The sequence below is a fragment of the Hymenobacter terrigena genome, from assembly GCF_054776515.1.
This window is the reverse complement of record NZ_BAAHBU010000006.1, coordinates 1-22,735: the sequence shown is the minus strand read 5'-3', so window position 1 is coordinate 22,735 and position 22,735 is coordinate 1. Positions and strand designations below refer to the sequence as shown.

23 protein-coding genes are annotated in these 22,735 nt (G+C 58.9%); 13 read left to right on the top strand and 10 right to left on the bottom strand.

Features of this window, described 5'->3' with window-relative positions:
* Positions 1-126: 126 nt before the first annotated feature.
* The gene (locus tag ACYU7Q_RS21085) at positions 127-1,161 is read left to right on the top strand and encodes a phytanoyl-CoA dioxygenase family protein (protein ID WP_460611443.1); all 1,035 of its coding nucleotides are present in this window, start codon (positions 127-129) and stop codon (positions 1,159-1,161) included.
* 139 nt (positions 1,162-1,300) lie between these two features.
* Here the strand turns inward: ACYU7Q_RS21085 and ACYU7Q_RS21080 are convergent, their stop codons facing one another.
* The 3 genes from ACYU7Q_RS21080 to aspS all read right to left on the bottom strand — a co-directional run bounded on the left by ACYU7Q_RS21080 (position 1,301) and on the right by aspS (position 3,911).
* Positions 1,301-1,489 (bottom strand): hypothetical protein, encoded by a 189-nt coding sequence (locus ACYU7Q_RS21080; protein WP_460611442.1) that lies wholly within the window; start codon positions 1,487-1,489, stop codon positions 1,301-1,303.
* Between the two features lie 192 nt (positions 1,490-1,681).
* Positions 1,682-2,143: a hypothetical protein gene (locus ACYU7Q_RS21075; protein WP_460611441.1), complete on the bottom strand. Its 462-nt coding sequence runs from the start codon at positions 2,141-2,143 to the stop codon at positions 1,682-1,684.
* Positions 2,144-2,147: 4 nt separating this feature from the next.
* A complete protein-coding gene (gene aspS, locus ACYU7Q_RS21070) occupies positions 2,148-3,911 on the bottom strand; it encodes an aspartate--tRNA ligase family protein (RefSeq protein WP_460611440.1) in 1,764 nt (587 codons plus the stop codon).
* A 170-nt stretch (positions 3,912-4,081) separates the two neighbouring features.
* Between aspS and ACYU7Q_RS21065 the strand changes: the two genes are divergently transcribed.
* The 6 genes from ACYU7Q_RS21065 to ACYU7Q_RS21040 all read left to right on the top strand — a co-directional run bounded on the left by ACYU7Q_RS21065 (position 4,082) and on the right by ACYU7Q_RS21040 (position 9,136).
* Positions 4,082-4,522, top strand: a complete 441-nt coding sequence (locus ACYU7Q_RS21065) for a hypothetical protein (protein ID WP_460611439.1) — start codon at positions 4,082-4,084, stop codon at positions 4,520-4,522.
* A gap of 72 nt (positions 4,523-4,594) precedes the next feature.
* The gene (locus ACYU7Q_RS21060; protein ID WP_460611438.1) at positions 4,595-5,155 is read left to right on the top strand and encodes a hypothetical protein; all 561 of its coding nucleotides are present in this window, start codon (positions 4,595-4,597) and stop codon (positions 5,153-5,155) included.
* An 84-nt stretch (positions 5,156-5,239) separates the two neighbouring features.
* Positions 5,240-5,671, top strand: coding sequence for a nucleoside deaminase (locus ACYU7Q_RS21055; protein WP_460611437.1), 432 nt, complete (start codon positions 5,240-5,242; stop codon positions 5,669-5,671).
* 106 nt (positions 5,672-5,777) lie between these two features.
* The gene (locus ACYU7Q_RS21050) at positions 5,778-6,392 is read left to right on the top strand and encodes a superoxide dismutase (protein ID WP_460611436.1); all 615 of its coding nucleotides are present in this window, start codon (positions 5,778-5,780) and stop codon (positions 6,390-6,392) included.
* 178 nt (positions 6,393-6,570) lie between these two features.
* Positions 6,571-7,701: an alkene reductase gene (locus tag ACYU7Q_RS21045; RefSeq protein WP_460611435.1), complete on the top strand. Its 1,131-nt coding sequence runs from the start codon at positions 6,571-6,573 to the stop codon at positions 7,699-7,701.
* Between the two features lie 148 nt (positions 7,702-7,849).
* Positions 7,850-9,136, top strand: coding sequence for a nucleoside permease (locus tag ACYU7Q_RS21040; protein WP_460611434.1), 1,287 nt, complete (start codon positions 7,850-7,852; stop codon positions 9,134-9,136).
* A gap of 110 nt (positions 9,137-9,246) precedes the next feature.
* Here the strand turns inward: ACYU7Q_RS21040 and ACYU7Q_RS21035 are convergent, their stop codons facing one another.
* Positions 9,247-9,657, bottom strand: a complete 411-nt coding sequence (locus tag ACYU7Q_RS21035) for a nucleoside-diphosphate kinase (RefSeq protein ID WP_460611433.1) — start codon at positions 9,655-9,657, stop codon at positions 9,247-9,249.
* 226 nt (positions 9,658-9,883) lie between these two features.
* Here ACYU7Q_RS21035 and ACYU7Q_RS21030 point away from each other — a divergent pair, with 226 nt between their 5' ends.
* The 5 genes from ACYU7Q_RS21030 (at position 9,884) to ACYU7Q_RS21010 (ending at position 14,226) form a co-directional block, all read left to right on the top strand.
* Positions 9,884-10,930 carry a DHH family phosphoesterase gene (locus tag ACYU7Q_RS21030; protein ID WP_460611432.1) on the top strand — a complete coding sequence of 349 codons (1,047 nt, stop codon included), beginning with the start codon at positions 9,884-9,886 and terminating at the stop codon, positions 10,928-10,930.
* 37 nt (positions 10,931-10,967) lie between these two features.
* Complete coding sequence (locus ACYU7Q_RS21025) at positions 10,968-12,011, top strand: FKBP-type peptidyl-prolyl cis-trans isomerase (RefSeq protein ID WP_460611431.1); 1,044 nt, start codon at positions 10,968-10,970, stop codon at positions 12,009-12,011.
* 89 nt (positions 12,012-12,100) lie between these two features.
* Positions 12,101-12,697: an FKBP-type peptidyl-prolyl cis-trans isomerase gene (locus ACYU7Q_RS21020; RefSeq protein WP_460611430.1), complete on the top strand. Its 597-nt coding sequence runs from the start codon at positions 12,101-12,103 to the stop codon at positions 12,695-12,697.
* A gap of 12 nt (positions 12,698-12,709) precedes the next feature.
* Positions 12,710-13,231 carry an FKBP-type peptidyl-prolyl cis-trans isomerase gene (locus tag ACYU7Q_RS21015; RefSeq protein WP_460611429.1) on the top strand — a complete coding sequence of 174 codons (522 nt, stop codon included), beginning with the start codon at positions 12,710-12,712 and terminating at the stop codon, positions 13,229-13,231.
* Between the two features lie 41 nt (positions 13,232-13,272).
* Complete coding sequence (locus tag ACYU7Q_RS21010; RefSeq protein WP_460611428.1) at positions 13,273-14,226, top strand: FKBP-type peptidyl-prolyl cis-trans isomerase; 954 nt, start codon at positions 13,273-13,275, stop codon at positions 14,224-14,226.
* Between the two features lie 82 nt (positions 14,227-14,308).
* Here ACYU7Q_RS21010 and recO read toward each other — a convergent pair whose 3' ends face one another.
* The 4 genes from recO to ACYU7Q_RS20990 form a co-directional block, all read right to left on the bottom strand.
* Positions 14,309-15,028 carry a DNA repair protein RecO gene (gene recO, locus ACYU7Q_RS21005; protein WP_460611427.1) on the bottom strand — a complete coding sequence of 240 codons (720 nt, stop codon included), beginning with the start codon at positions 15,026-15,028 and terminating at the stop codon, positions 14,309-14,311.
* Between the two features lie 64 nt (positions 15,029-15,092).
* On the bottom strand, positions 15,093-17,474 hold the full coding sequence (gene porZ / locus ACYU7Q_RS21000; protein ID WP_460611426.1) for a type IX secretion system anionic LPS delivery protein PorZ: 2,382 nt from the start codon (positions 17,472-17,474) through the stop codon (positions 15,093-15,095).
* Positions 17,475-17,545: 71 nt separating this feature from the next.
* Positions 17,546-18,172 (bottom strand): thymidine kinase, encoded by a 627-nt coding sequence (locus ACYU7Q_RS20995; protein ID WP_460611425.1) that lies wholly within the window; start codon positions 18,170-18,172, stop codon positions 17,546-17,548.
* A 151-nt stretch (positions 18,173-18,323) separates the two neighbouring features.
* Complete coding sequence (locus tag ACYU7Q_RS20990; protein WP_460611424.1) at positions 18,324-18,662, bottom strand: 2Fe-2S iron-sulfur cluster-binding protein; 339 nt, start codon at positions 18,660-18,662, stop codon at positions 18,324-18,326.
* 37 nt (positions 18,663-18,699) lie between these two features.
* On the opposite strand from ACYU7Q_RS20990, the gene ACYU7Q_RS20985 reads away from it, so the two are divergent.
* Complete coding sequence (locus ACYU7Q_RS20985) at positions 18,700-19,869, top strand: hypothetical protein (protein WP_460611423.1); 1,170 nt, start codon at positions 18,700-18,702, stop codon at positions 19,867-19,869.
* A 61-nt stretch (positions 19,870-19,930) separates the two neighbouring features.
* Here the strand turns inward: ACYU7Q_RS20985 and ACYU7Q_RS20980 are convergent, their stop codons facing one another.
* Together ACYU7Q_RS20980 and rodA are read right to left on the bottom strand one after the other, a co-directional pair.
* A complete protein-coding gene (locus tag ACYU7Q_RS20980) occupies positions 19,931-20,878 on the bottom strand; it encodes a hypothetical protein (protein ID WP_460611422.1) in 948 nt (315 codons plus the stop codon).
* Between the two features lie 389 nt (positions 20,879-21,267).
* Complete coding sequence (rodA, locus tag ACYU7Q_RS20975) at positions 21,268-22,563, bottom strand: rod shape-determining protein RodA (RefSeq protein WP_460611421.1); 1,296 nt, start codon at positions 22,561-22,563, stop codon at positions 21,268-21,270.
* Positions 22,564-22,735: the final 172 nt, after the last annotated feature.

The window sequence follows — 22,735 nt, the reverse complement described above, 5'->3', positions numbered from 1 at the left end:
CCTTGGTTGAAATGAGAAGCGGCAACTGAACTTTCAGTTGCCGCTTTTTTTATGTTCTGCTGTAATTTGCTGCGGCCCGATAAAACGCTGTCTGGCTTCCCGGTTTACCACGTTTTTTAAACGCCTATGAAAGTCCAGATTGCCCTTGCTGCACCAACAGAAACCGGAGCGCTCGGCGTGCAACAACTAAAGCGTTTTTGGTCGCAGGCGATGGCCCAACGCAATGGCGCGTTTATTGAGCAATCGGAGAAAAACTGGCGCTTCGAAAATCTGCTGCTCAATGGGCTTGGGTTGCCGCTGGAAGAAACCATGCGCTACCTGATGCAATCGGCCCCGAGCTTTGCCGAGTTTGAAAACTGGGTTCTGGCAAAAAATAACGGGCAGATTGACCCATTGCAAATCGAGCGCCTCAACAGCATCTTTTCCAATCAACCCTATCCGGAAAGCCTGACTAAAAACCTGAGCGAAATAGGGGAAGAGGAAGACGTACTGAGCGCTGAAGATTTGGCTTTCTGGGAGGAACACGGCTATGTAATCCTACGCACAGCTATTTCGAAAGAACAGGCGCGGGCGACCGAAAACGCCGTTTGGGAAGTACTTGGAATGGACCCACAGAACCCGGCAACCTGGTATGAAAAGCCCATTGGCAAGGGTATTATGATGGACTTTTACCATCATAATACCCTGCGTGAAAACCGGCAATCGAAGCGAATCCAGAAAGCTTTCGCCCAGCTGTGGCAAACGGCCGATTTATGGAAAACCACCGACCGTACCAGCTTCAACCCGCCCGAAACCGCCACCTACCAGCACCAGGGCACGCCCCTGCATTGGGATATGAGTTTGAAGCCGCCGCTGCATTTTGGCACCCAGGGTCTGTTGTACCTCTGCGACACGCCCGCCGAGCAGGGCGCTTTCCGCTGTGTGCCGGGTTTCCACCGCAGGCTGGAGGACTGGCTGGCCACGCTGCCCGCCGGCACCGACCCACGCCGGGTAAATCTGGACGCATTGGCCGTGCCCATTGCGGCCGAAGCCGGCGACTTTGTCATCTGGCACCACGCGCTGCCGCACGGCAGCAGCCCGAACCATGGCACCTACCCACGCATCGTGCAATACCTCAATATGTACCCGGTCGAGTTCAAGGAAAATATAGCTTGGTTGTAACGAGTGGCAGAGTAGCAGGTCGCGTCACGCTCCCAAACAGCAATGCCGACCCCAATTGGGTTCGGCATTGCTGTTTGAGTCAAATTTTAATTTTTAAAACTTATTTATCAAGTAGAATATCCGAAAAACGATACCATAATTAATTGTAAGCAGCAACAGCAGTAGTCGTATTCACCTGCGCGATAACTGTGGAGCGGACGGGCATGGAACGGTAAGTGAGCACCCGCATCTTGTGCATTGGCGAAGCCACTAGCTGCACTTGCATCAGAGAAGCAGCAAGAGCAGTCCAGAACAGGAAAACGGCGGCGAAGATGTACAGTTTAGACATAGGGGCGAGTGGTTAAATGGTTAACTGATACAAACCTACTCGGTGCATGAGGGGTTAGGGTTGCCTCTTCGCTTAGTCAGGCTCGCGGCACGTTGAACTAAGGGTTTTGCGACCCTAACGCATCGGGATTTTCTCACCCCAATAAAAAAGCGGCGACTGAAGTATCAGTCGCCGCTTGCTGTTTCTGAAGATTCAAAGCTGTTTAGGAGAGTACTTATTCGCATACATCTGCAAAGTATTCCAATCAACATCTAGTTCTCTCGCGGATATTCTTGCTATTTCCAGGCCTTGATTTGAATAAATTCGATTGACAATAACCAAATCGCGGGAAACACTGCGATAGGACGCTTCTGTTTTTGTTATTAACTGCACCCTGCTCCAAGACAGGAAACCAGTTTTAACAGTCCAGATTCCACGAGCGCCAATCTTGAATTGTGGCCCTTGTTGAAAAGCCCTTTTCACCGCTTGCCATACCAGAAAAAGCCCGAACAATGGCCACAATAATGCCACCCAAGACCAGAGCCAGTACGCAAGGGCCGAGCCTCCCAATAGCAATGCAAGGCCTATCAGAATATCGAAGAGAATGGCGCTTTGTGAATAGCCAATCTCATGTTCGAGCTTGATTTCCTTGTTGCTGAAGGCGGGCTTTTTCATTAAGCTACTTCGCCACCACATCCGTTTTAATGCTCAACTCCTTCAGCTGCGCCTCGGCAATGGGCGAGGGCGAGTCAATCATCACGTCGCGGCCCGAGTTGTTTTTGGGGAAGGCGATGAAGTCGCGGATGGAATCCGAACCGCCGAAGAGGCTGCAGAGGCGGTCGAAGCCGAAGGCGAGGCCACCGTGGGGCGGCGCACCGTACTCGAAAGCGTCGAGCAGGAAGCCGAACTGGGCTTGGGCTTCTTCGGGGGTGAAGCCGAGCAGCGAGAACATGCGGGCCTGCACGGCGCGGTCGTGGATGCGGATGGAGCCGCCGCCGATTTCCACGCCGTTTATCACGAGGTCGTAAGCGTTGGCGCGGGTCTGGCCGATGGTTTCGGGGTTGTCGAGCAGGGCCAAATCCTCGGGTTTGGGCGAGGTGAAGGGGTGGTGCATGGCAAAGTGGCGGTTTTCCTCTTCGCTGAATTCGAGCAGCGGGAAGTCAATCACCCACAGCGGCGAGAACGAGTTGGGGTCGCGCAGGCCGAGGCGGCGGCCCATTTCGAGGCGCAGCTCGCTCATGGCTTTGCGGGTTTTGGCTTCGGGGCCGGCCAGCAGCAGGATGAGGTCGCCAGGGTTGGCGTTGAAAGCGGCTTTCCACTTCTGCAATTCTTCCTGCGAGTAGAACTTATCCACCGAGGATTTCACCTGGCCGTCGGCCTCCACGCGGGCATACACGAGGCCGGTGGCGCCGATTTGCGGGCGCTTCACCCACTCCGTCAGTTCGTCGATTTGCTTGCGGGTGTAGGCGGCGCAGGTGGCGGCGTTGATGCCCAGCACCAGCTCGGCGCTGTCGAACACGGGGAAGCCCTGGCCCTTCACGGTTTCGGTGAGGTCGCCGAACTTCATTTCGAAGCGGGTGTCGGGCTTGTCGTTGCCGTAGTCGCGCATGGCGTCGGCGTAGGTCATGCGGGGCACGGTGGGGAAATCGAGGTTTTTGATTTCCTTGAACAGGTAGCGCACCAGGCCCTCGAACATGTCGAGGATGTCTTCCTGGGTCACGAAAGCCATTTCGCAGTCAATCTGCGTGAATTCGGGCTGGCGGTCGGCGCGCAGGTCTTCGTCGCGGAAGCACTTCACAATCTGGAAATACCGGTCGAAACCCGACACCATGAGCAGTTGCTTGAACGTCTGAGGCGACTGCGGCAGGGCGTAAAATTCGCCGGGGTTCATGCGGGAGGGCACCACGAAGTCGCGCGCGCCTTCGGGCGTGGACTTGATGAGCACGGGCGTTTCGACTTCGATGAAGTCCTGGCCATCCAGGTAGCGGCGCACGGCCTGGGCCATTTTGTGGCGCAGCATGAGGTTGTTGCGCACCGGGGTGCGGCGCAGGTCGAGGTAGCGGTACTTCATCCGCAGGTCGTCGCCGCCGTCGGTGTCGTCTTCGATGAGGAAGGGCGGCAGCTTGGCGGGGTTCAGGATTTCTACCTTTTCGGGACGGACTTCGATGGCGCCGGTCGGGATTTTGTCGTTTTTGGAGTAGCGCTCGGCCACTTTGCCGGTCACTTGCAGCACGAACTCGCGGCCGAGCTGGCGGGCAGTTTCGCGCACGGCGTCGGCTTCCACGCCTTCTTCTAAGGTCACTTGGGTGAGGCCGTACCGGTCGCGCAGGTCAATCCAGAGAATGGCGCCCTTGTCGCGGGTGCGCTGCACCCAGCCGCAGAGGCTGACGGTTTGACCAATGTGTTCGGGGCGAAGCTCGCCGCAGGTGTGGGTACGTAGCATGAACCGCAGATTTTAACAGATTTGACGGATACGAACGGTTTCGTTCGGGTCCGCTTTTTTCTGCGAAGGTAGCCACTAGGCGGGCGGGGCGAAACCCAAACTTTGGTACGGAGTATGCAAAGGGCATTAGCAACCGTCTTTCTTTGTCTTCTCAATCCTTTTAAGCCCTCATGAAATTCTTCCCCGCTCTCGCTCTGGCAGCCGCCCTCCTAGTAGCCGGCTCCGCGCAGGCCCAAACCAAAATCAAGACCAAGAGCAAGTCCGACGACTCCGGAACCGTCATCAAATCAAAGGGCACGACGGATGCCGTGACGCTGGACGGGCCCATTAAGCGCATCGAAACGCTGTCGGGCATCGACGTTTTCCCCAAGCCAAACTCGACCGACATCCTGCTGAGCTTCACCCAGCAGTTCACCAAGCCCGGCACGCTGGTGATGACCGACTACAAGAACAAGGTGATGTACCAGACCGAGCTGGACCCCGCCAACAACACCGGCGCGCCGGTGAACCTGGGCAAGATTCCGGCCGGCACCTACCTGGTAGAAGCCAAAACCGGCAACTACTTGTACTGGAAGAAGGTGCGGATTAAGTACCCCACCATTCGTCGCTAACCGACACCTTAGCAGTGCCCCGGCCCTAAAAGCCGGGGCACTACTTTTATGCCCTTATCGTTGCTTTCTGCTATGAAATCGAAATTCGCTTCGCTGCTGCTGCTGTTCATTGGCCTCACGGCCTTCGCGCCCAAGCCCAAGCTCACCACCGTGAAGCTGGCCTCCAGCCTGAGCGTGGGCGTGCCTGTGGGCTTCGCGCCGCTGCCCGACGACGGCATTGCCGTGAAATACCCTTCGCCGCGCAAGCCGCTGGCCGTGTTTTCCAACCCCAGCGGGCGCGTCGACTACAGCGTGGCCGTGCGGCCCACTACCTTCGAAAGCTTCGATTACGGCGTGCTGATTAAGATTTACAAATCCAGCATCCAGCGGCTTTACACCAAGGTTGACTTCATCAAGGAAGATATCCGGACCGTGAACGGGCGCGATTTTATCTATTTCGAATTCGTTTCGACGGTGGCCGACAGCAAGCGCACCGGCAGCCAGCTGGCCCCCATCAAACGCTACCAAACCGTGCAATACGCCATTGAGGGCACGCAATTGTACGTCTTCACCTTCGTGGCGCCGGCCGAGGAGCAGGCGCAATGGCAGCCCACGGCCCAGGCCGTCATGGCGGCCATTGTGATGAAGAAGTAGCGTAGCGCGGACTTTTGGTCCGCGAATGAAAACGCGCTTTTGCGCAAGTGCGGATATAAAAGTCCGCGCTACAACCCTCCCCGGATGAACGACGATTATTTCATGACGCAGGCGCTGGCCGAAGCCGAAAAAGCGCTGGCCGCCGATGAAATACCCATTGGCGCTGTCGTCGTGTTTGAAAATCAAATAATTGGCCGCGGCTACAACCAGACCGAGCGCCTGCGCGACGTAACCGCCCACGCCGAAATGCTGGCCCTGACCGCCGCCGCCAATTACCTCGGCAACAAATACCTGGCCGACTGCACCCTTTACGTCACCATCGAGCCGTGCGTGATGTGCGCCGGGGCCAGTTATTGGGCGCAGGTGAAAGCCGTGGTGTTCGGGGCCGACGAACCGAAAGTGGGTTTTCGGCGGCATGGAGCACTATTGCACCCGCGCACCAAGCTGCGCGGCGGTGTGCGGGCCGAAGAATGTGCGGAGTTGATGCGGCAATTTTTCAGTTTAAAGCGTAAATAATCTACTTTTGATATTGGATGGGCCGCAGCCGGAACCAGCCTTGGACCCGGCTGTTTGACAGCTGCCCATTTCACTCACTCTTCACCACCCAAACCCTTTTTCAGTTATGGCTTTCGAACTCCCCAAACTTCCGTACGCTTACGATGCGCTCGAACCCACGTTTGACGCGCAAACCATGGAAATCCACCACAGCAAGCACCACCAGGCTTACGTGACCAACCTGAACGCGGCCATCGCGGGTACGGAAATGGAGAACCAGTCCATCGAGGAAATTCTGCACAACATTGCCAAGGCTCCCGTGGCCGTACGCAACAACGGCGGCGGCCACTACAACCACTCGCTGTGGTGGACCATCCTCTCGCCCAACGGCGGCGGCCCGGCCACCGGCGCGGTAGGCGAAGCCATCACCAAGGCATTCGGCACGTTTGATAAATTCAAGGAAGAATTCACCAAAGCCGCCACCACGCGCTTCGGCTCGGGCTGGGCGTGGCTGTGCAAGCAGCCCGACGGCTCGGTGCAAATCTGCTCGACCCCGAACCAGGACAACCCGCTGATGCCCGAAACGGGCTGCAAGGGCATGCCCATCCTCGGCCTCGACGTGTGGGAGCACGCTTATTACCTGAAGTACCAGAACCGTCGCCCCGACTACATCGCCGCGTTCTTCAACCTCATCAACTGGGATGAAGTGAACAAGCGCTTTGCCGCTGCTTACGCCGCGTAGTTTCGGCAGCAGCTGTTAATTGTTGTCTGAAAAGGCCCGTCCCCACCCGGAGGCGGGCCTTTTTTATTGCGAATGCAGCTTGTAAACCCAGTCGAAAACAATTCGTGTACGTACCTGCTTTATCACCGCGTTTCATCAAATCCGGCAACTCACGCACGACGCCACTTAACTCGAACTCATGTCAAGCAAAGCCTTTGAGCCCGCCAAACTGGGCAACCTCACCCTCGCCAACCACCTCGTAATGGCCCCCATGACGCGCAGCCGCGCCCTGGGCAACGTGCCCAACGAGTTGATGGCCGAGTACTACCGCCAGCGCGCCACCGCCGGCCTCATCATCACAGAAGGCGTGTCGCCCTCGGCCGATGGCCTGGGCTACGCCCGCATTCCCGGCCTGTTCAACCAGGAGCACGTCACCAACTGGCAGCGTGTAACGGAAACCGTGCACCACCACGGTGGCCACATTTTCGTGCAGCTGATGCACGCCGGCCGCGTATTTCACCCCCTCAACCTCCCCGAGGGGGCCGAAGGCATTGCCCCTTCGGCCGTGGCCGCCCAAGGCCAGATGTGGACCGACCAGCAGCAGATGCAGGACCAGCCCGCGCCCCGCGCCCTGCGCACCGACGAGTTGGCCCGCGTGCGCGACGAGTACGTGCACAGCGCCAAGCTGGCCCTCGAAGCCGGTTTTGATGGCGTGGAACTGCACGGCGCCAACGGCTACCTGCTGGAGCAATTCCTGAACCCCGCCAGCAACCAGCGCACCGACGAGTACGGCGGCAGCATCCAGAACCGCGCCCGCTTCGTGCTCGAGGTGACCAAAGCCGTGGTCGAAGCCATTGGCCCCGAGCGTACCGGCATCCGCCTCTCGCCTTGGGGCGTGTTCAACGACATGCCCGTTTATCCCGAGATTAACGAAACGTACGCCTACCTGGCCGAGGAGCTCCAAAAAATCGGCATCGTGTACCTGCACCTTGTCGACCACCAAACGATGGGCGCACCCGCCGTGCCGGCCGAAGTAGTGCCGCTCATCCGCGCGAAGTTCACCAACACACTCATCCTGAGCGGCGGCTACACCACCGTAGAGCAGATTGACGAGGCCCTCGCCGGCAACGCCGACCTCATAGCCATGGGCCGCCCCTTCATCTCGAACCCCGACCTGGTCGAGCGCCTCGAAAAAGGCCTGCCCCTGGCCGAGGCCGACCAAGCCACCTTCTACGCCCCCGGCCCCAATGGCTTCGCCGACGGTTATACCGACTATCCTACGGCCGACGGCCAGCCCGCCGGCACATTCTTGCCTACCTACGAGGCGTAAAACGCCCCTCAGCGGCTGATTGAGGCCCCTGCGAAGCTTGCCCCCCGCCGGGCACTTCGCAGGGGCTTTTTTATTTATCTTTGACGGTCGTGGCCCGTGCGCCGCGCTTGCATTTGTCTTATCCCACCCCTTTTGCCCTGTCCCCCGCATGAACACAAAGCTGCGCCTTACTGTCCTGAGCTTCCTCCAGTTCTTCATCTGGGGCTCGTGGCTGATTACGATTGGCGCTTATTGGTTTCAAACGAAGCAATGGTCCGGTGCCCAGTTTGGCGCCATCTTCTCGACCATGGGCATTGCTTCCATCTTCATGCCCTCGCTCATGGGCATCGTGGCCGATAAGTACGTGAACGCCGAAAAACTCTACGGCGTGCTGCACATCCTGGGCGGCTTGGTGCTGTGCGCCATCCCGCAGGTAACGGACCCCGGCACGTTCTTCTGGGTTATCCTGCTGAACATGATTTTCTACATGCCCACGCTGGCGCTGTCCATTGCCGTGTCGTATTCCATTCTGAAACGGCAGGGGCTCGACGTGGTGAAAGACTACCCGCCCATCCGCGTGTGGGGTACCGTGGGCTTCATCGTGGCCATGTGGACAGTGAGCTTGCTCGGCTTTGAGAAATCGGCCAGCCAGTTCTACGTCGCCGCCGGCGCGGCTATTCTGCTGGGTATCTATTCGTTCACGCTGCCCCCCTGCCCGCCGCAGTCGGCCAATACCTCCAGCCAGAACCTGGCCGAAATTCTCGGCCTCAAGTCGTTTGCCATTCTGCGCGACCGCAAGATGCTCACGTTCTTCCTCTTCGCACTGCTGCTGGGTGCCGCGCTGCAACTCACCAACGCCTACGGCGACACTTTCCTGCACGATTTCGACAAGAACCCGGCCTACCAGGAAACCCTGACGGTGAAGTATCCGGCCATCATCATGTCCATCTCGCAGATTTCGGAAACGCTGTTCATCCTCGCCATTCCGTTCTTCCTGCGCCGCTTCGGCATCAAGCAGGTGATGCTCTTTAGCATGATTGCCTGGGTGCTGCGCTTCGGCCTGTTCGCCTACGGCAACCCCGGCCAGGGCCTTTGGATGATTATTCTCTCGTGCATTGTGTACGGCATGGCGTTCGACTTCTTCAATATCTCGGGCTCCCTGTTCGTCGAAACCCAGACCCAGCCCAGCATCCGGGCCAGCGCGCAAGGCCTGTTTATGATGATGACCAACGGCTTCGGAGCCGTGCTGGGCAGCTCGCTCAGCGGCCTCATCATCCAGCATTACTTCACCGATGCCAACGGCGTGAAGGACTGGCACAGCATCTGGCTCACGTTCGCGGGCTATTCGCTGGTTATTGCGGTGCTGTTCGTGTTTATCTTCAAGCACAAGCACACCACGCAGCCGGCTGAAGAAATTACGCCAGCCAACTCGCTGCTCTCGGTGGAACAGGCATAAATAAACTCAACAATACAAGATTGGTATAAAAACAGTCTTTTTTTGGTATAAAGAAAAAGCCCGTTCTGCATGCGCAGAACGGGCTTTTTGCTGCCTTTCGGCGGTCGAAATTACTTGTTACCGAAGAAAAAGTCGCCTTCAATCTGGGCGTTTTCGTCCGAGTCCGAACCGTGCACGGCATTGGCTTCGATGCTCTTGGCGTACTTCTTCCGGATGGTGCCTTCCTCGGCGTTGGCCGGGTTGGTAGCGCCGATGAGGGTACGGAAATCAGCCACCGCATTTTCTTTTTCGAGAATGGCCGCCACGATGGGGCCGCTCGACATGTATTTCACCAGGTCGTTGTAGAACGGACGCTCGGCGTGCACGGCGTAGAACTGGCCGGCGCGCTCGGCGGTGAGGTTGAGTTTCTGGAGCTCCACGATGCGGAAGCCGCCGGCCTCAATCATGCTCAGGATGCCACCAATGTGGTTTTCCTGAACGGCATCGGGCTTAATCATCGTGAATGTGCGGTTGGTGGCCATTGCGTTGGTCGGGGGAGATTTGGGGGTTAAAAATATTATTGAGCCACAAAAGTAGCACCAAAGCCCACGGGTTGCTTTGGCCGGGTTTGGCCGGCGGTTGAGATACTTGCGGAGAACCTTCCGGGGGGAATGCGTTGTTGGGAACGGATTTATGCCGACTTTTGCCGCCCCAATTATTCGTAAGCCACCGGCCCTCAGTTCCGTTTCCGGGCCATTCACGTTGTCGATGTCTAGTTCCATTTCCGCGCTGCAAGCGTTGCTGGCGCAGCCCAAGCAGGTCGTTATCACCACCCACCACAAACCCGACGCCGACGCGCTGGGCTCGTCGCTGGCCTGGGCCGGCTACCTCAAGCAGAAAGGCCACCACGTTACGGTGGTCACCCCATCCGATTATCCGGCCTTCCTCAATTGGATGGAGGGCAACGACGAAGTAGTTATCTATGACAAGCGCCAGAACGACCGGCAGGTGCGCGACCTCATCGCCCGTGCCGAGGTCATCTGCTGCCTCGATTTTAGCTGCCTGGGCCGCATCAACGAGCTGGGCGAATACATCCGCGTAGCCAGCGCCACCAAGGTGCTGGTCGACCATCACCAGGAGCCCGAGGACTTTGCCGACATCACGTTTTCGGTGCCCTCGGCGGCGGCCACGGCCGAACTTATCTTTGAAATTATCCGCGACCTGGGCGACCAGGACCTCATCACCAAGGGCATGGGCGAGGCGCTGTACGCGGGCATCATGACCGATACGGGCTCGTTCCGGCACCCCAGTACCTCGCGCAACGTGCACCTGATTATCGCCGAGCTGCTGAAGGTGAACATCGATTTGTCGTCGGTGCACCGTCGCATCTACGACTCGCATTCTGAAATTCGCCTGCGTTTCCTGGGCTTTGTGTTAAAAGACAAGCTGGTGGTGAACCGTGAGTTTAACACCGCCTATATCGCCATTACGCAGGATGAGCTGCGCCAGTACCAGAGCAAAACCGGCGACACCGAAGGCCTGGTAAACTACGCGCTGAGCATCGAGGGCATCAAATTCGCGGCGGTTTTTATCGACCGCGGCGTGGCCGTCAAAATTTCTTTCCGCTCAGTGGGCAGCTTCTCCGTCAGCGACTTCTCGCGCAAGCATTTCGACGGCGGCGGGCACCACAATGCCGCCGGCGGCATCAGCTACCAGTCCCTTGATGCAACCGTGGAGCGCTTCCTGAGCATCCTGCCCGAGTACAAGGAGCAATTAACGGGTGTGCCCGCTGCCGTAGCGCCGCCGGTGGCGTAACTTTGAACCGTATCTGACTCTCACTTTTTTAATTTTCATGCGTTTTTCCTCCCGCTCTGCGCGGCAGCTGGCCCTGGCGGCCGGCGTGCTGAGCTTCGCTTCTCTCACCGCCTGCAACAAAGGCGGGGGTGACTTTGCCAAAACCAAGTCCGGCATCGAATACAAGATTTTTAAGAAAGTCGGCAACAGCTACGAGCGGCGCGAAATCGGCCCCGACGGCGACCCGACCTACAAGGACCGCGTGGGCAAGTTCCTGCTCGGCAACATGCAGTACCGCACCGGCAAGGACTCGGTGCTCCAGAACACCCGCCGCGACGTGGGCCTGCCCGTGCCCCTGCCCCTGCAGGAGCTGAAGCAGAAAGGCATGCCCGACGAGGCCCTGTCGCTGCTCCAGCCCGGCGACAGCGGCGTGTTCCGCTTCCAGGTCGATTCGCTCATCAAGCCCAAGTCGGGCCAGCCGGTGCCGCCGTTCCTGCGCAAAGGCGGCAACGTGGTGCAGATGTTCGTATCGACCACTGATAAGCTCATCACCCAGGCCGAAGCCCAGGCCATGCAGCCCGAGCTGCAAAAGCGCGCCATGGCCGCCCAACTGAAGCAGCGCATGGCCTCGCCCGAGTACGCCAAGCAGATGCAGGCCCAGAAGGATGCCCAGGCCAAGATGATGGCCACGCCGGAAGTGCAGGCTCAGTTGAAAAAGGATGATGCCATCTTGCAGGAATACATCAAGAAAAACGGCCTCACCGTGCAGAAGACGCCCTCGGGCATCTACTACCAGGTGCTGAAGCCCGGCACCGGCGCTCCGGCCAAAGCCGGCCAGACCGTGAGCGTGAACTACAACGGCACGCTGCTCAGCGGCAAGCAGTTCGACTCGTCGGACAAAGCCGGCAAGCCAATTGATTTCCCCCTCGGCCAGGGTGCCGTGATTCCGGGTTGGGACGAAGGCATTGCGCTGCTCAACAAAGGCAGCCGCGCCATTCTGCTCATTCCTTCGTCGCTGGCCTACGGCACGCGCGGCGCCGGGGCCGACATTCCGGCTAATGCGCCCCTGCGCTTCGAGGTGGAACTAGTGGACGTTCAATAATCTTTATTACAGTGCTGGATTCCGGCCAACGGGCGGCGCGGCATTGCTGCCCGGGCTCCGTTGGTCGGAATCTTTTTATCCTCTTCGCCATGAATAAAATTCTGCTCCGTGCGCACCATTGGGTGCTGGGTGCCTGCCTGCTACTCGCCGCTCCGGCCTTATGGAGCTGTAACTCGCAAACAGCCTATCAGAAGAATTTGGCAGAGCACCAGAACCTGCTAAAGGCCATCGATGAGGACACCATTCACAACTACCTGGTGCGGCATCGCTTGTTGAACAAGGCCCATCGCACCAATTCTGGCCTGTACGTGGTGGACAGCGTGGCGGGTACCGGCACGCCCGTTACCATTGGCAAGCAAGTGCGCGTCAAGTACATCGGCCGGTTTCTGAGCACCGGGGCCAATCCGGGCTCGACGGGTTACCCGGCGTCGTACGGCAACGCCAATTACCCACAAGGCACCATTTTCGACAATTCCTCCGAAAATCATACCCAGTGTGGCTGCGTCGTGTTCACGGGCGGCAGCGGAGCCATTCCGGGCTTCAATGAAGGCTTGCTGCTGATGCGCCAGGGCGACCGCAAGCTGCTGCTCATCCCATCCTACTTGGCCTATGGGCCCGCCGGCTCGTCCTCTATCCCCACCGATTCGGCCCTGATGTTTGACGTGGAAATCCTCGAGGTTTTTTAAGTATTTCGGTCTATGCACGGCACCTTGGGCACTGGATGGGGAATGGGCGGCCTGCTGCTCTTGCTGGTGCTTGGTGGCCCGGTGGCCGAGGCCCAGATTAGTCCCAAGCCGGCCGTGCCCACCACGCCCACCGCCCCCGCTGCCGGAGCCAGCCCCGATACCGCGCACCTCGCACCGCAGTTTACGCCGGGCGGGGTGCGTTTTGTGTTTCGGGAGCGCGGCGCGGGGCCACTGCCCAAGCCCGGCCAGCGCGTGGCCGTGCGCTACACCGGCTTCTTGCCCGATGGCCATGTCTTTGATGCGACGGCCGCCTCGGGGGAGCCGGTGCGGTTTCGGGTGGGCCGCAAGGAGGTAATCGCAGGTTGGGATGAGCTGTTGCCCCTGCTGCCCGTGGGCTCCCGGGTGCGCGCCTCCATACCGGCGGCGCTGGCCTACGGTGCAGCTGGCGTGCGCGACCCCGACGATGACTCCCGTTATGTAATCCCTCCCAATACCGAGCTGGTGTTTGAGATGCAGGTCATCAGTGTGCGGTAATGTTTACTGCCGCAGCTCGTATCAGAACTTTACTTTTAATAATGCGAAATCTATTTTTTGCCGCGTTAGGCGCCCTGTTTAGCTTGGCCCAAACGGCACAGGCGCAAGCCCCGACCACTACTTTTTCCCGCCTGCCTACGGGCACTGAGTACCGCCTCTTTCGCAAAGATGCCGCCGGGCACTATCAGCCCCGGGCCCTCGCCCCTACCGATGCCCCCTACGCCAGCCGTGCGGGCCAGGTCCTGACGGTGTTCATGGAATTCCGCACGGGCCGTGATTCTGTGCTCATGAACTCGCGCCAGATGCAGCCGCTGCCCCAGCCGGTGGCCCTGCCCGCGCAAGTCACTCCCGGTAGCCTGGAGGAAGCATTGGGCCTGTTGCTGCCCGGCGACAGCGCCATCTTCCGCTTTCCGGCCGATACTGTATTTGCGAAAACCTTCCGCCAGCCGGTGCCGCCGTTTCTGCGCAAGAGTGGCAACACACTGGTGGTGCTGGCCAGCGCCCGCGAGCTGGTAACGATGGCCGAAATGACGGCCCGCCACCAGAAGCTGCAGGAAGAAAGCGTGCGGCAAGGCAAAGCCCTGGCCGCTGCCCAAATGACCAAGGACGTGGCTGCCATTCAGGCTTACCTGAAAAAGAACAAGGCCACGGCGAAGAAAACGGCGGGCGGCACCTACTACATTCTCAAGAAGCTGGGTACCGGCGCTACGCCCAAAACCGGCCAGACCGTACGCGTGCTCTACCGGGGCACGGTGCTGGCCACGGGTCAGGAATTCGATTCCTCGGCTAAGCACGGCAACGAACCCATCTCCTTCGTATTGGGCCAGGGCCAGGTTATTCCGGGTTGGGACCAGGGCATTGCCATGCTCAACAAGGGCAGCAAGGCCGTACTGCTAATCCCCTCGCCCCTGGCCTACGGCCCGCGTGGGGCCGGGGCCGACATCCCCGCCAATGCCGTGCTCCGCTTCGAGGTAGAGCTGGTTGACTTTAAATAAGAAGTCACGCTTAAAAAGGACTTGGTTTATCGCAAGCGAACTGCTCACTGGGCGGTTAGCTTGCGATAAACCAAGTCCTTTTTTAGTTGAGAACCTGCGATAGAATTTCGAGAGAGCGGATTTCGCCCATCTGCTCTACGTGCAGCTGGTAGTAGCGAATGAGCACGTTCAGCAGCTCGTGGCGTACGCGGCCGTTGGGGATGGTGCTGGTGGCAGGGTCGCGCAGCAGCTCGTCGAAATAACCGTCGAACTCGTGCAGTCGCAGGGTGGCCGGCCCGGTTACGCCTTTGGCGGTGGCCGCGTGACCCGCCATAATCACCTGGTCGGTCAGTTCACTGCCAGAGCTGATTCCAAAGCCCAAATAAGCCGCCAGTTGCAGCAAAAACGTCAGTGCAAAGTTCTCGCTGCCCGCTGCTTGCCGGTCAAAGTCCAGAATCGAGTCGTGCAGGAACTGAAACAGGGGTTCGTTCTGCTCTTCCTCGCGCACGGCCCGGCCCACTACTTCCGACAGAAACAGTACCACGCTGCTTTTGTGCACATCGTATGGCAACGTCTGGAAGGGCTCGGCGCACCGATACTCCGACAGCCGCGTGAGGCCGCCGCTGCCCCGGGCCACGTAGGCCACCAGCTCCAGCAGCGTAAAAGGCTGAAACAGGGCAATTCGCCCCGGCGGCTTGGCCTTACGCACGCTGTTCACTACGTAGGTCTGCACGCCCAGCCGCTCGGTGTACACCCGGGCAATGATGCTTGTTTCGCGGTATTTGAGGTAACTGAGGACAATGCCCCGGGTCTTAATCAGCATGTACTAGAAAGGAAAAAGGAAGAAGGGGAAGTGATGATGTGCACCGTTTCCTCTTCTACGTTCCTCATTTGCTAAGGACGGCCACTTTGCTTACGCAGCCGTTTTTTCCGTCGGCATCCGACGATAGGACCAGGTAAATGCCCGAGCGCACGCGCTGGCCATTGGGCGTGGTTAGGTTCCAGGTAACAGCCCCGCCGGTGGCCGTGGTGGCGTATACGAGGTGGCCCGCCACGTCCGTAATTTTCACCAGTCCGTTATTGGCCAGGCCGGTGATGCCGACCACACCCTGGAAATCCGGACGCACGGGGTTGGGGAATACAGCTGTGCAGTGCGGCTCGCCCTCGGTTACGGTGGCCGAGCCTCGGTAGGCCACCACACCGGCATCGGTGGCCACCCACACTTCGCCGGTCTTGTCGTTCACCTTCACGTCCACGATACGATTGGACGGCAAAGGGCTGTTGGCAGTGGTGAAGTGCAGCAGGGCTTCGTCGGCATCGGGACTGAACAGCCAAAGGCCGTTATCGGTCCCAAACCACTTGCGGTCGGCCCCGTCGACGGCCAGCGTCCGCACAGCTTCGCTAAACAGCGCGGGGAAGCCCGTACCCTCCCCGCGCCGCACCACCGGCAGCGTGAACCCGGCCGTGGACAGAAATGGTCCGCTTGGGTCATTAAACACGGCCACACCCTTGATGGTAGCTGCCCAGATATAGCCGCGCCGGTCTTTCGCCAGCTCGTAAATCTGGTTGTCGGGCAGGCCATTGGCGGACGTAAACAAGCGCGGTGGATTGGGATTGGTGGTGGCAGGGTCCACGGCGTAAATGCCAATGGCGGGCCCGGTACCGTTGGGGTCAGTTTTGCGCGATACCGTGACCCAGGCGTAGCCGTTATCATCGAGAACAATCCGCTCAAGCTCCTGCAAATGAGGCACCCATGGAATAATCTGCCAAGTGGTAGTGGCTGGGTCCAGGATGAACAAGCCTGAGCTGCCGGGCAGCAAATGCCGGTTTATCACCCAGACTTTGCCTTCCGGCGTGGCCGCCACATCCGTTACTTCGACCCGGTTATTTCCGAACCCAAACGTGCCGATGAGGGGACTACCGGTCGGGATGCCTTGGCCAAACTGCCGCACCTGGCCGGGCCCTTTCCACTCCAGCAGCCCGCCGCCATTGGCTCCTACGTACAGCGTGCCGTCGGGTGTGCGGGTTCCGCGCACGGGGCTCAGCAAACCGGGGGTTGGACTTGTGTCACCGGGCAGCTTCGGCGGATTGAAATAACTCCATTGCCCTCCGCTGTATTCGTAAAATCCATTCCGAAAGTAATTAGGAAGGTAACGCTCGCCGTAGCCCCCCGTGAATACATCGACTATATTCGTACGGCTATCGGCCAATATACTGAATGCCAAGCTGCTTTCCGGCCCATTGGCCACATACGAATCGATAACGCGGCCGGTGCCGGCCTGCACCCGCTGCAGGCCTTTGTCGTAATTCGCCACGTAGTAGCTGCCATCGCGCGTGCGCAGGGCGTCCTGGATGTAGCTGGCCGTTGGCGGGGGCACCACAACAGCCACCGTACCGGTAATGCGGCGCACACCGGCATTATCATCAACTGTCAATACCCCAATGCTGCTGGAATGCATGTTACGAAACTGCCCCGCATACGTATTGGCCACTGACTGCCAAGCATTTGTCGTGAATTTATAAACCCCCACCCCGTCGATGGCGGCGTATACCTGGCCATCGTAAGCGGCCAATAACCGGTAGTTCGGCGTATTGGGATTGGGATTCAACGGCACGGGCAGCGAAGTGGTCCAGCTGCGGTAGTCCAGCAAGTTCGTGGTCAATGCGCCGCGCATCAGGCCGATGGAGGTAGCCAGGTATAGATAGCCCCCCGTCGAAACAGCATCATAGACGCTTACGGTTGTCCCTCCCGGGCCAATGTTGCTGTACGTGTCCGTAATTTCCAGCTTCGCCAAATCAAGTACAACCACTCCGAAAGTAGCCGACACGTACGCCTTGCCGCTGCTAATTGATATCCGATTGATTGGTCTGTCGCCGGCCTGAACACCGCCCTGCCCTAGTTTGCGCAGCACATCGTTTATGTTGCGCACACTGCCATCGGGCCGCAGGACGTCAATATTGGCATTGTTATACCCCAGCACTGTTTGCTTCGTCACCGAATCGTAGGCCAGGGCCCGCACAGCTACGTCATTCAGGCCGTCGCGTCGCGAAAGCACCTGGGTGGTATTCTGAGACTTATCCAGAAAGTAAAAGGCGTTTTCCGTGGCTACGTACAACCGGTTACCGGCATCGGCTAGCAGCAGGGGATGGTTGGTAGGAAGGTGCAGCTGCCAGTCGCCATAGCCGACAGTGTTTTGGGCAAAGGCACCGCTCGTACAACACAGAAAAAAGCCGGTTAACCCCAGCAAGCAACGGAAAAAGTGGGACATACGCTCAGCAAAAGCTCAAAGTAAGGATAGAAAGCAGCAGGGCTGCCATTGCCAACGCTACACCCCGAAATTTAGTGCGTAGCGGCCGAGCTGGCTTCCGGGGTGGGTTCTTTGGCCTGCATTCCCTCCAGGAAACACGGCCGGCAGCGGGCTTCGTACGAGTCCGTTTCGCCCAGCAAAACCTGGCTGGCACTCGCCGCAATGCGGTAGGAATACGACGCGATTTCGCCGCAGCACACGCACACGGCGTGCACCTTGGTCACGTACTCGGCCGTGGCCAGCAGGGCCGGCATGGGGCCGAAGGGCCGCCCCAGGTAGTCCATATCGAGCCCGGCCACGATGACGCGGGTACCGTTGTTCGCCAGCTGCGCGCACACGTCCACCAGCGAATCATCAAAAAACTGGCCTTCGTCGATGCCCACCACATCGGACCCGGCCGCGAGCAGAAGAATTTCCGAAGCAATGGCCACCGGCGTCGAGCGAATGCGAGCCGCGTTATGGCTCACCACGTCTTCGGCGTGGTAGCGCGTATCGAGCGCAGGTTTAAATATTTCGACCCGCTGCCGCGCAATGCGGGCCCGGGTGAGGCGGCGAATCAGTTCTTCGGTTTTGCCCGAAAACATGGAGCCACACACCACTTCAATCCAGCCCCGGCGGGGGGCATTGTGGCGGTTTCCGACGCGAGGTTCAATAAACAAAATACGGGCGGGCTTGGGTGATTTTGAATCCTAAAGTTAGGAACGAACCGCCAAGGGCAACGCCCGGGGTTTGCGCCGCCGCCAGCCCCGCACGAGCAAACGCCCTGACCGCCTGCCTCTCCCCGCCCCCACGGGTCCGCCAATATTTTGACTAATCCGCGGCCGGCCCTTCGCGGTACTGCACGTGGGGCAGTTTGGTCGCCTCGGGCACCCGGCCCGTGGCATCACCGGTGGGCAGCCCGGCCTGGCAGGTCAGGCGCTCATTGGGCAGCAGCCGGCCGGCGGCCTGGTAGCGCAGTTCGGCCGCCGTGAGCGGGCTCAGGTTTTCCTGGCCGGCCCGTAGCTGCAGGCGACAGGTGGTGCAGCGGCCTTTGGCCCCGCAGGCATGCATCCAGTCGTGGCCCGCGGCTTGCAAAGCCGCCAGCAGCGTGGCCCCAGCGGGTACGTTCACGGCCGCGCCGGGCAAGTTTTCAATCGTCAACAGGGGCATTTGTGCCTAACTTCGGCCACCGAAACCCGGCCTTTTTATGAACGACAAATATAGCCTCGCCAAGTGTGCACAGTATGGCCGCCGCCTGGCCGCCCGGCTCTGCGACCAGCACTTCGGCCCCCAGCCCACCGCCACCCTCGACGGACCGGCCGTGCTCAAATTCACGCCCGTTCGCCAGCTCAACTTATTGGTTATCCGCCAGCTGTTAGGCCAATGGCAGGCCGAGACGACGCGCCTGCGCAGTGCCTATTTCGATTTTGAGGCGGCTCCAGTCCAAGCGGCCCTGGCGCAGTTCATGAACGTACTTTCGCGGCACATCAGCCTGAATCGCGCGGCTTTTGAGCCACTGCTGGCCCAAGCGGCGGCCGACACTCTGGGCATTGTGGCCGACCCGGCGGGCAGCTTCCAGCGCCTGCTGCTCGGGAATGCCGAAACGCCAACGCTGGCTGGGCTGCGGGACAACCTGCGCTATTTTGACATCGACAAATCTTTTTATCAGGGCTTTGTCGACAGCCTGCCCGTGAGTGACGACCTCAGCCGCGATTTCCTTGCGCATCGGTTCGAGCTCTATCACGCCGCCAACTACAAGGCCCATCAGCCCATGCAGCGGCTCGTCACCGAACTCAGTACCCTGCTGCCCCTCACCACCGCCGATTTGCTGGAGGATGGCCCGGTATCCGCAGCCGCAACGCCCCCCCGAATTGAAGAGCCGGTTGTCGCCCCGGCACCAACTCCAGCCGCAGTAGTGCCTCCCACGTTCGTCGCGCCTCCCCAGGAAGAATCGCCGCAGCCAGTTGTTCCGAAGCCTGCCCCCGTTACAGCGGCTCCAGCCCGTCCATTACCAGATACCGACTCGGGCAACGTCCCGCTGCACGAAAAGTTGAAAGCAGGCCAGCAAGCCACTCCTCTTTTGGCCGAAACGCTTCGGGCAACGGCAGCCCCCGCTTCGCTGGCCGAGCGCGCCGGGCCTAAAGTTGATACCCTGCGCGAAGCCATTTCCATTAACCAGCGCTTCAGCTTCATCAACGAGTTGTTCAACGGCGAAAACATGGATTACCACGCCGCCATCCAGCACCTCGACTCCCTTCCAACCATCGACCAAGCCCGGAATTACGTTACTACGGACCTCTCGCAGCGTTACGACTGGAGCCGTAAGGAAGAGCACGTCAACAAGCTCTTGAAGCTGATTGAGCGCAAATTCGCGTAGCAACAAGCCTGTCGCTTTTCTGAATCAAGTGTTTTTTATCCAAGAAGGCTAGCCGGTGCGGCTAGCCTTCTTGTTGTAAGAATATTGGCTGTGGCCATTTAAATCCGACCAGTGCCAGCGCCAGCAGCAGTGGCCACACGGGCACAAGAAACCGCGCGGCCCCCAATGGCCCGGTCAGTGCTGCCACATACAGCAGCAACCCAACCGGTACCCAACGCCCGTAGCGCATAGGCGCGCTACCGTATTGTAGCCGGTTAAAACCGCGCATGGCAAGTCCTAACCGGGCAACGTTGGCCAGCAATATCACTCCCAACAATCCCAATTGCCCCCAAGGCAGGCTGGTAGCCGCCTGCCACAGCTTCCCTTGCCGGGCTTGCGTAAGCAAGCCTCCCCCGGCGGGCGGTAGCCACCCCAGCAGTTGGCCCAAATCGAACCGGCCCGGGTCCACAAATAAAGCCACCATTCCCTGCAGGTGTTGCCGCGCATACAGGCCAATATGCGCAGTCAGCATTGCGCCCGCCTGAGCCTGAATAAAATGCTGCCGGGTCGCAAAATCCGGCGCAGCATTCGCTTGGTCGATTACCTGCGTCACCCATTTTTCTTCTACATCCGGCCCGGCCATCTGCCGCAACACCCCGGCGGCGTTGTATTGCAGCAAGTTTATCTCCGCAATGCTGGAGAAATGAAAGTACCCCGTTCGGTGCTGATTCCACAGCATATACAGCCCCACCACCAGCACAGGCAGAAGCCCTATAGCCACCACCACTGGCCGGCGACAGCGCCATCCCACCACCGTTGCCAGAATAGCCACCACAAAAGCCAACGGATAAAAAACCGGCTTTAGCAGCAAAGCGGCAATCACAGCTACCGCCCCACCGGCACAATATCGCAGCCGTGGAGAATGAATAAACGCCAAGGCAGCGACTACAATACCGAGCACCGCCGTTTGCAGCAGCATTTCACTCATCAAAGCACTCGCATAGATGAGCTGCGCGGGAAAAGTCAGCACGGCCGCTACCGCCAGCGCCCAATCCCGGGGGCCCGGGCTGGCCCGCCGGCCCCACCACCGCAAAATCAGCCCAATGTTTAGCAGGCTAAGTATATTCTGAGCCACCAGCAGCATCACCGGCCACCCACCGGCCCCTCCCAGCCCCAGTATCGCCAACGGATAGCCTACTGGCCGAATCGTGAATTCCTGCACCGCCTGTCCACTCGGTGCCATCGTTGGCCAAGGCTGGGCATAAAGCTCCCCATGCCGCCACAAGTTCTCCGCTGCTTGGATGTAGCGCCCGGTATCCACAAAGGACCAACTTCCTTGGTGCAGTACCCACCCTAACGTTAATACGTGTGCGCCCACCAACACTGCCCACACCCAGCCCGGCACGTGCGATTTCTCCATTAGCGCACTAAATCCTGCTTGCGGTAAGCATCCAGCGCCAGCAGGCTAAACAGCAGAATGGTAAACGACCACAGTGAAGACCCTCCGTAGCTGAAGAATGGCAACGGAATCCCCACCACCGGGGCCAGGCCCATGGTCATCCCCATGTTCACGGTGATATGAAAGAACAACACACTGGCCACGCAATACCCATACGTGCGCCCAAACACCGATTTCTGCCGCTCGGCTACGTAAATAATGCGCCACAACAACGTCAAGTAAAGCCCGATTACTACCAGACTTCCCATCCAGCCAAACTCTTCGCCAACCGTACAGAAAATAAAATCGGTGCTCTGCTCAGGCACGAAATCAAACTTAGTCTGAGTCCCTTGCAGAAACCCCTTCCCCACCAATCCCCCCGACCCAATGGCAATCTTACTCTGGGTCACGTTCCACCCCTTCCCCAACGGGTCCGAAGACGGGTTGATAAGTATTTCAATCCGCTGCCGCTGGTGGGGCTGTAGCACGTGGTTGTAGAAGAAATCGACCCCTACGACCATTCCAATCACCGCCACCCACACCCCAACCGCCAGCGGCAGGTGGTGTCTCAGGATTCGCCGGTTTAATCCCAGTACAGCCAGCAGCATCACCGTAAAAGCTGCTACCAGCCACATTTTAGGCACCACCAAAGCTAATATCAGCACGATACCGGCAACGGCCAGTAGCAGCAGTATCAACGGCGACATTCCCTCCCGAAAGTAAGCCAGCAACAGCGCCCCAAAAACAAGTGCCTGCCCCGATTCATTCGACGCCACAATCAGCAACGGGGGCAGCAGCGTAATCCCCGCCAATATCAGCTGGTCACGCCAGTCCTGATACCGCAGATTAATACTCGCCATAAAGCGCGAAGCCGCCAGCGCAGTCGTAAATTTTGCAAATTCTGCCGGCTGCAGTCTTACCGGCCCCAATTCCAGCCAAGAACGCGACCCTGCAATTGGCCGCGCCACCACCATGGTCACCAACAGCAGCACAATCATCCCCGCATACATCGCATATGCCAAAGTATCATATGCCTTATAATCGACAACCAGCAGCACCACAATCAACACAATAGCCGTAGCAATCCATAGCAATTGCTTAAACCAGTTGAAAGCCATGAGCTTGTCAAAGCTCAAACTACTCAAAGGATTTGCTGGTGCATCCGGTGAGTAACTCGATGCGTAAATACAAACCCAGCCTATTCCGACCAATATTACATAAAGCAATACGGTGACCCAATCAATGCTTCGACTATAACGTGCGGGAGAAACTTGCACAGATAAGATAAATATGAATACGCTTACAAAAATACAATACTCTAGTTCCAGCAGTTCTGGTTCAGCACGACGTAAAGCAAAAATCCCTCTTGGTTGCTGGCGAAAGCATCCAAGAGGGATTCTCCTTGTAAAAGGTTGGCGGCGACCGACTCTCCCACCGGTGAAGGCAGTA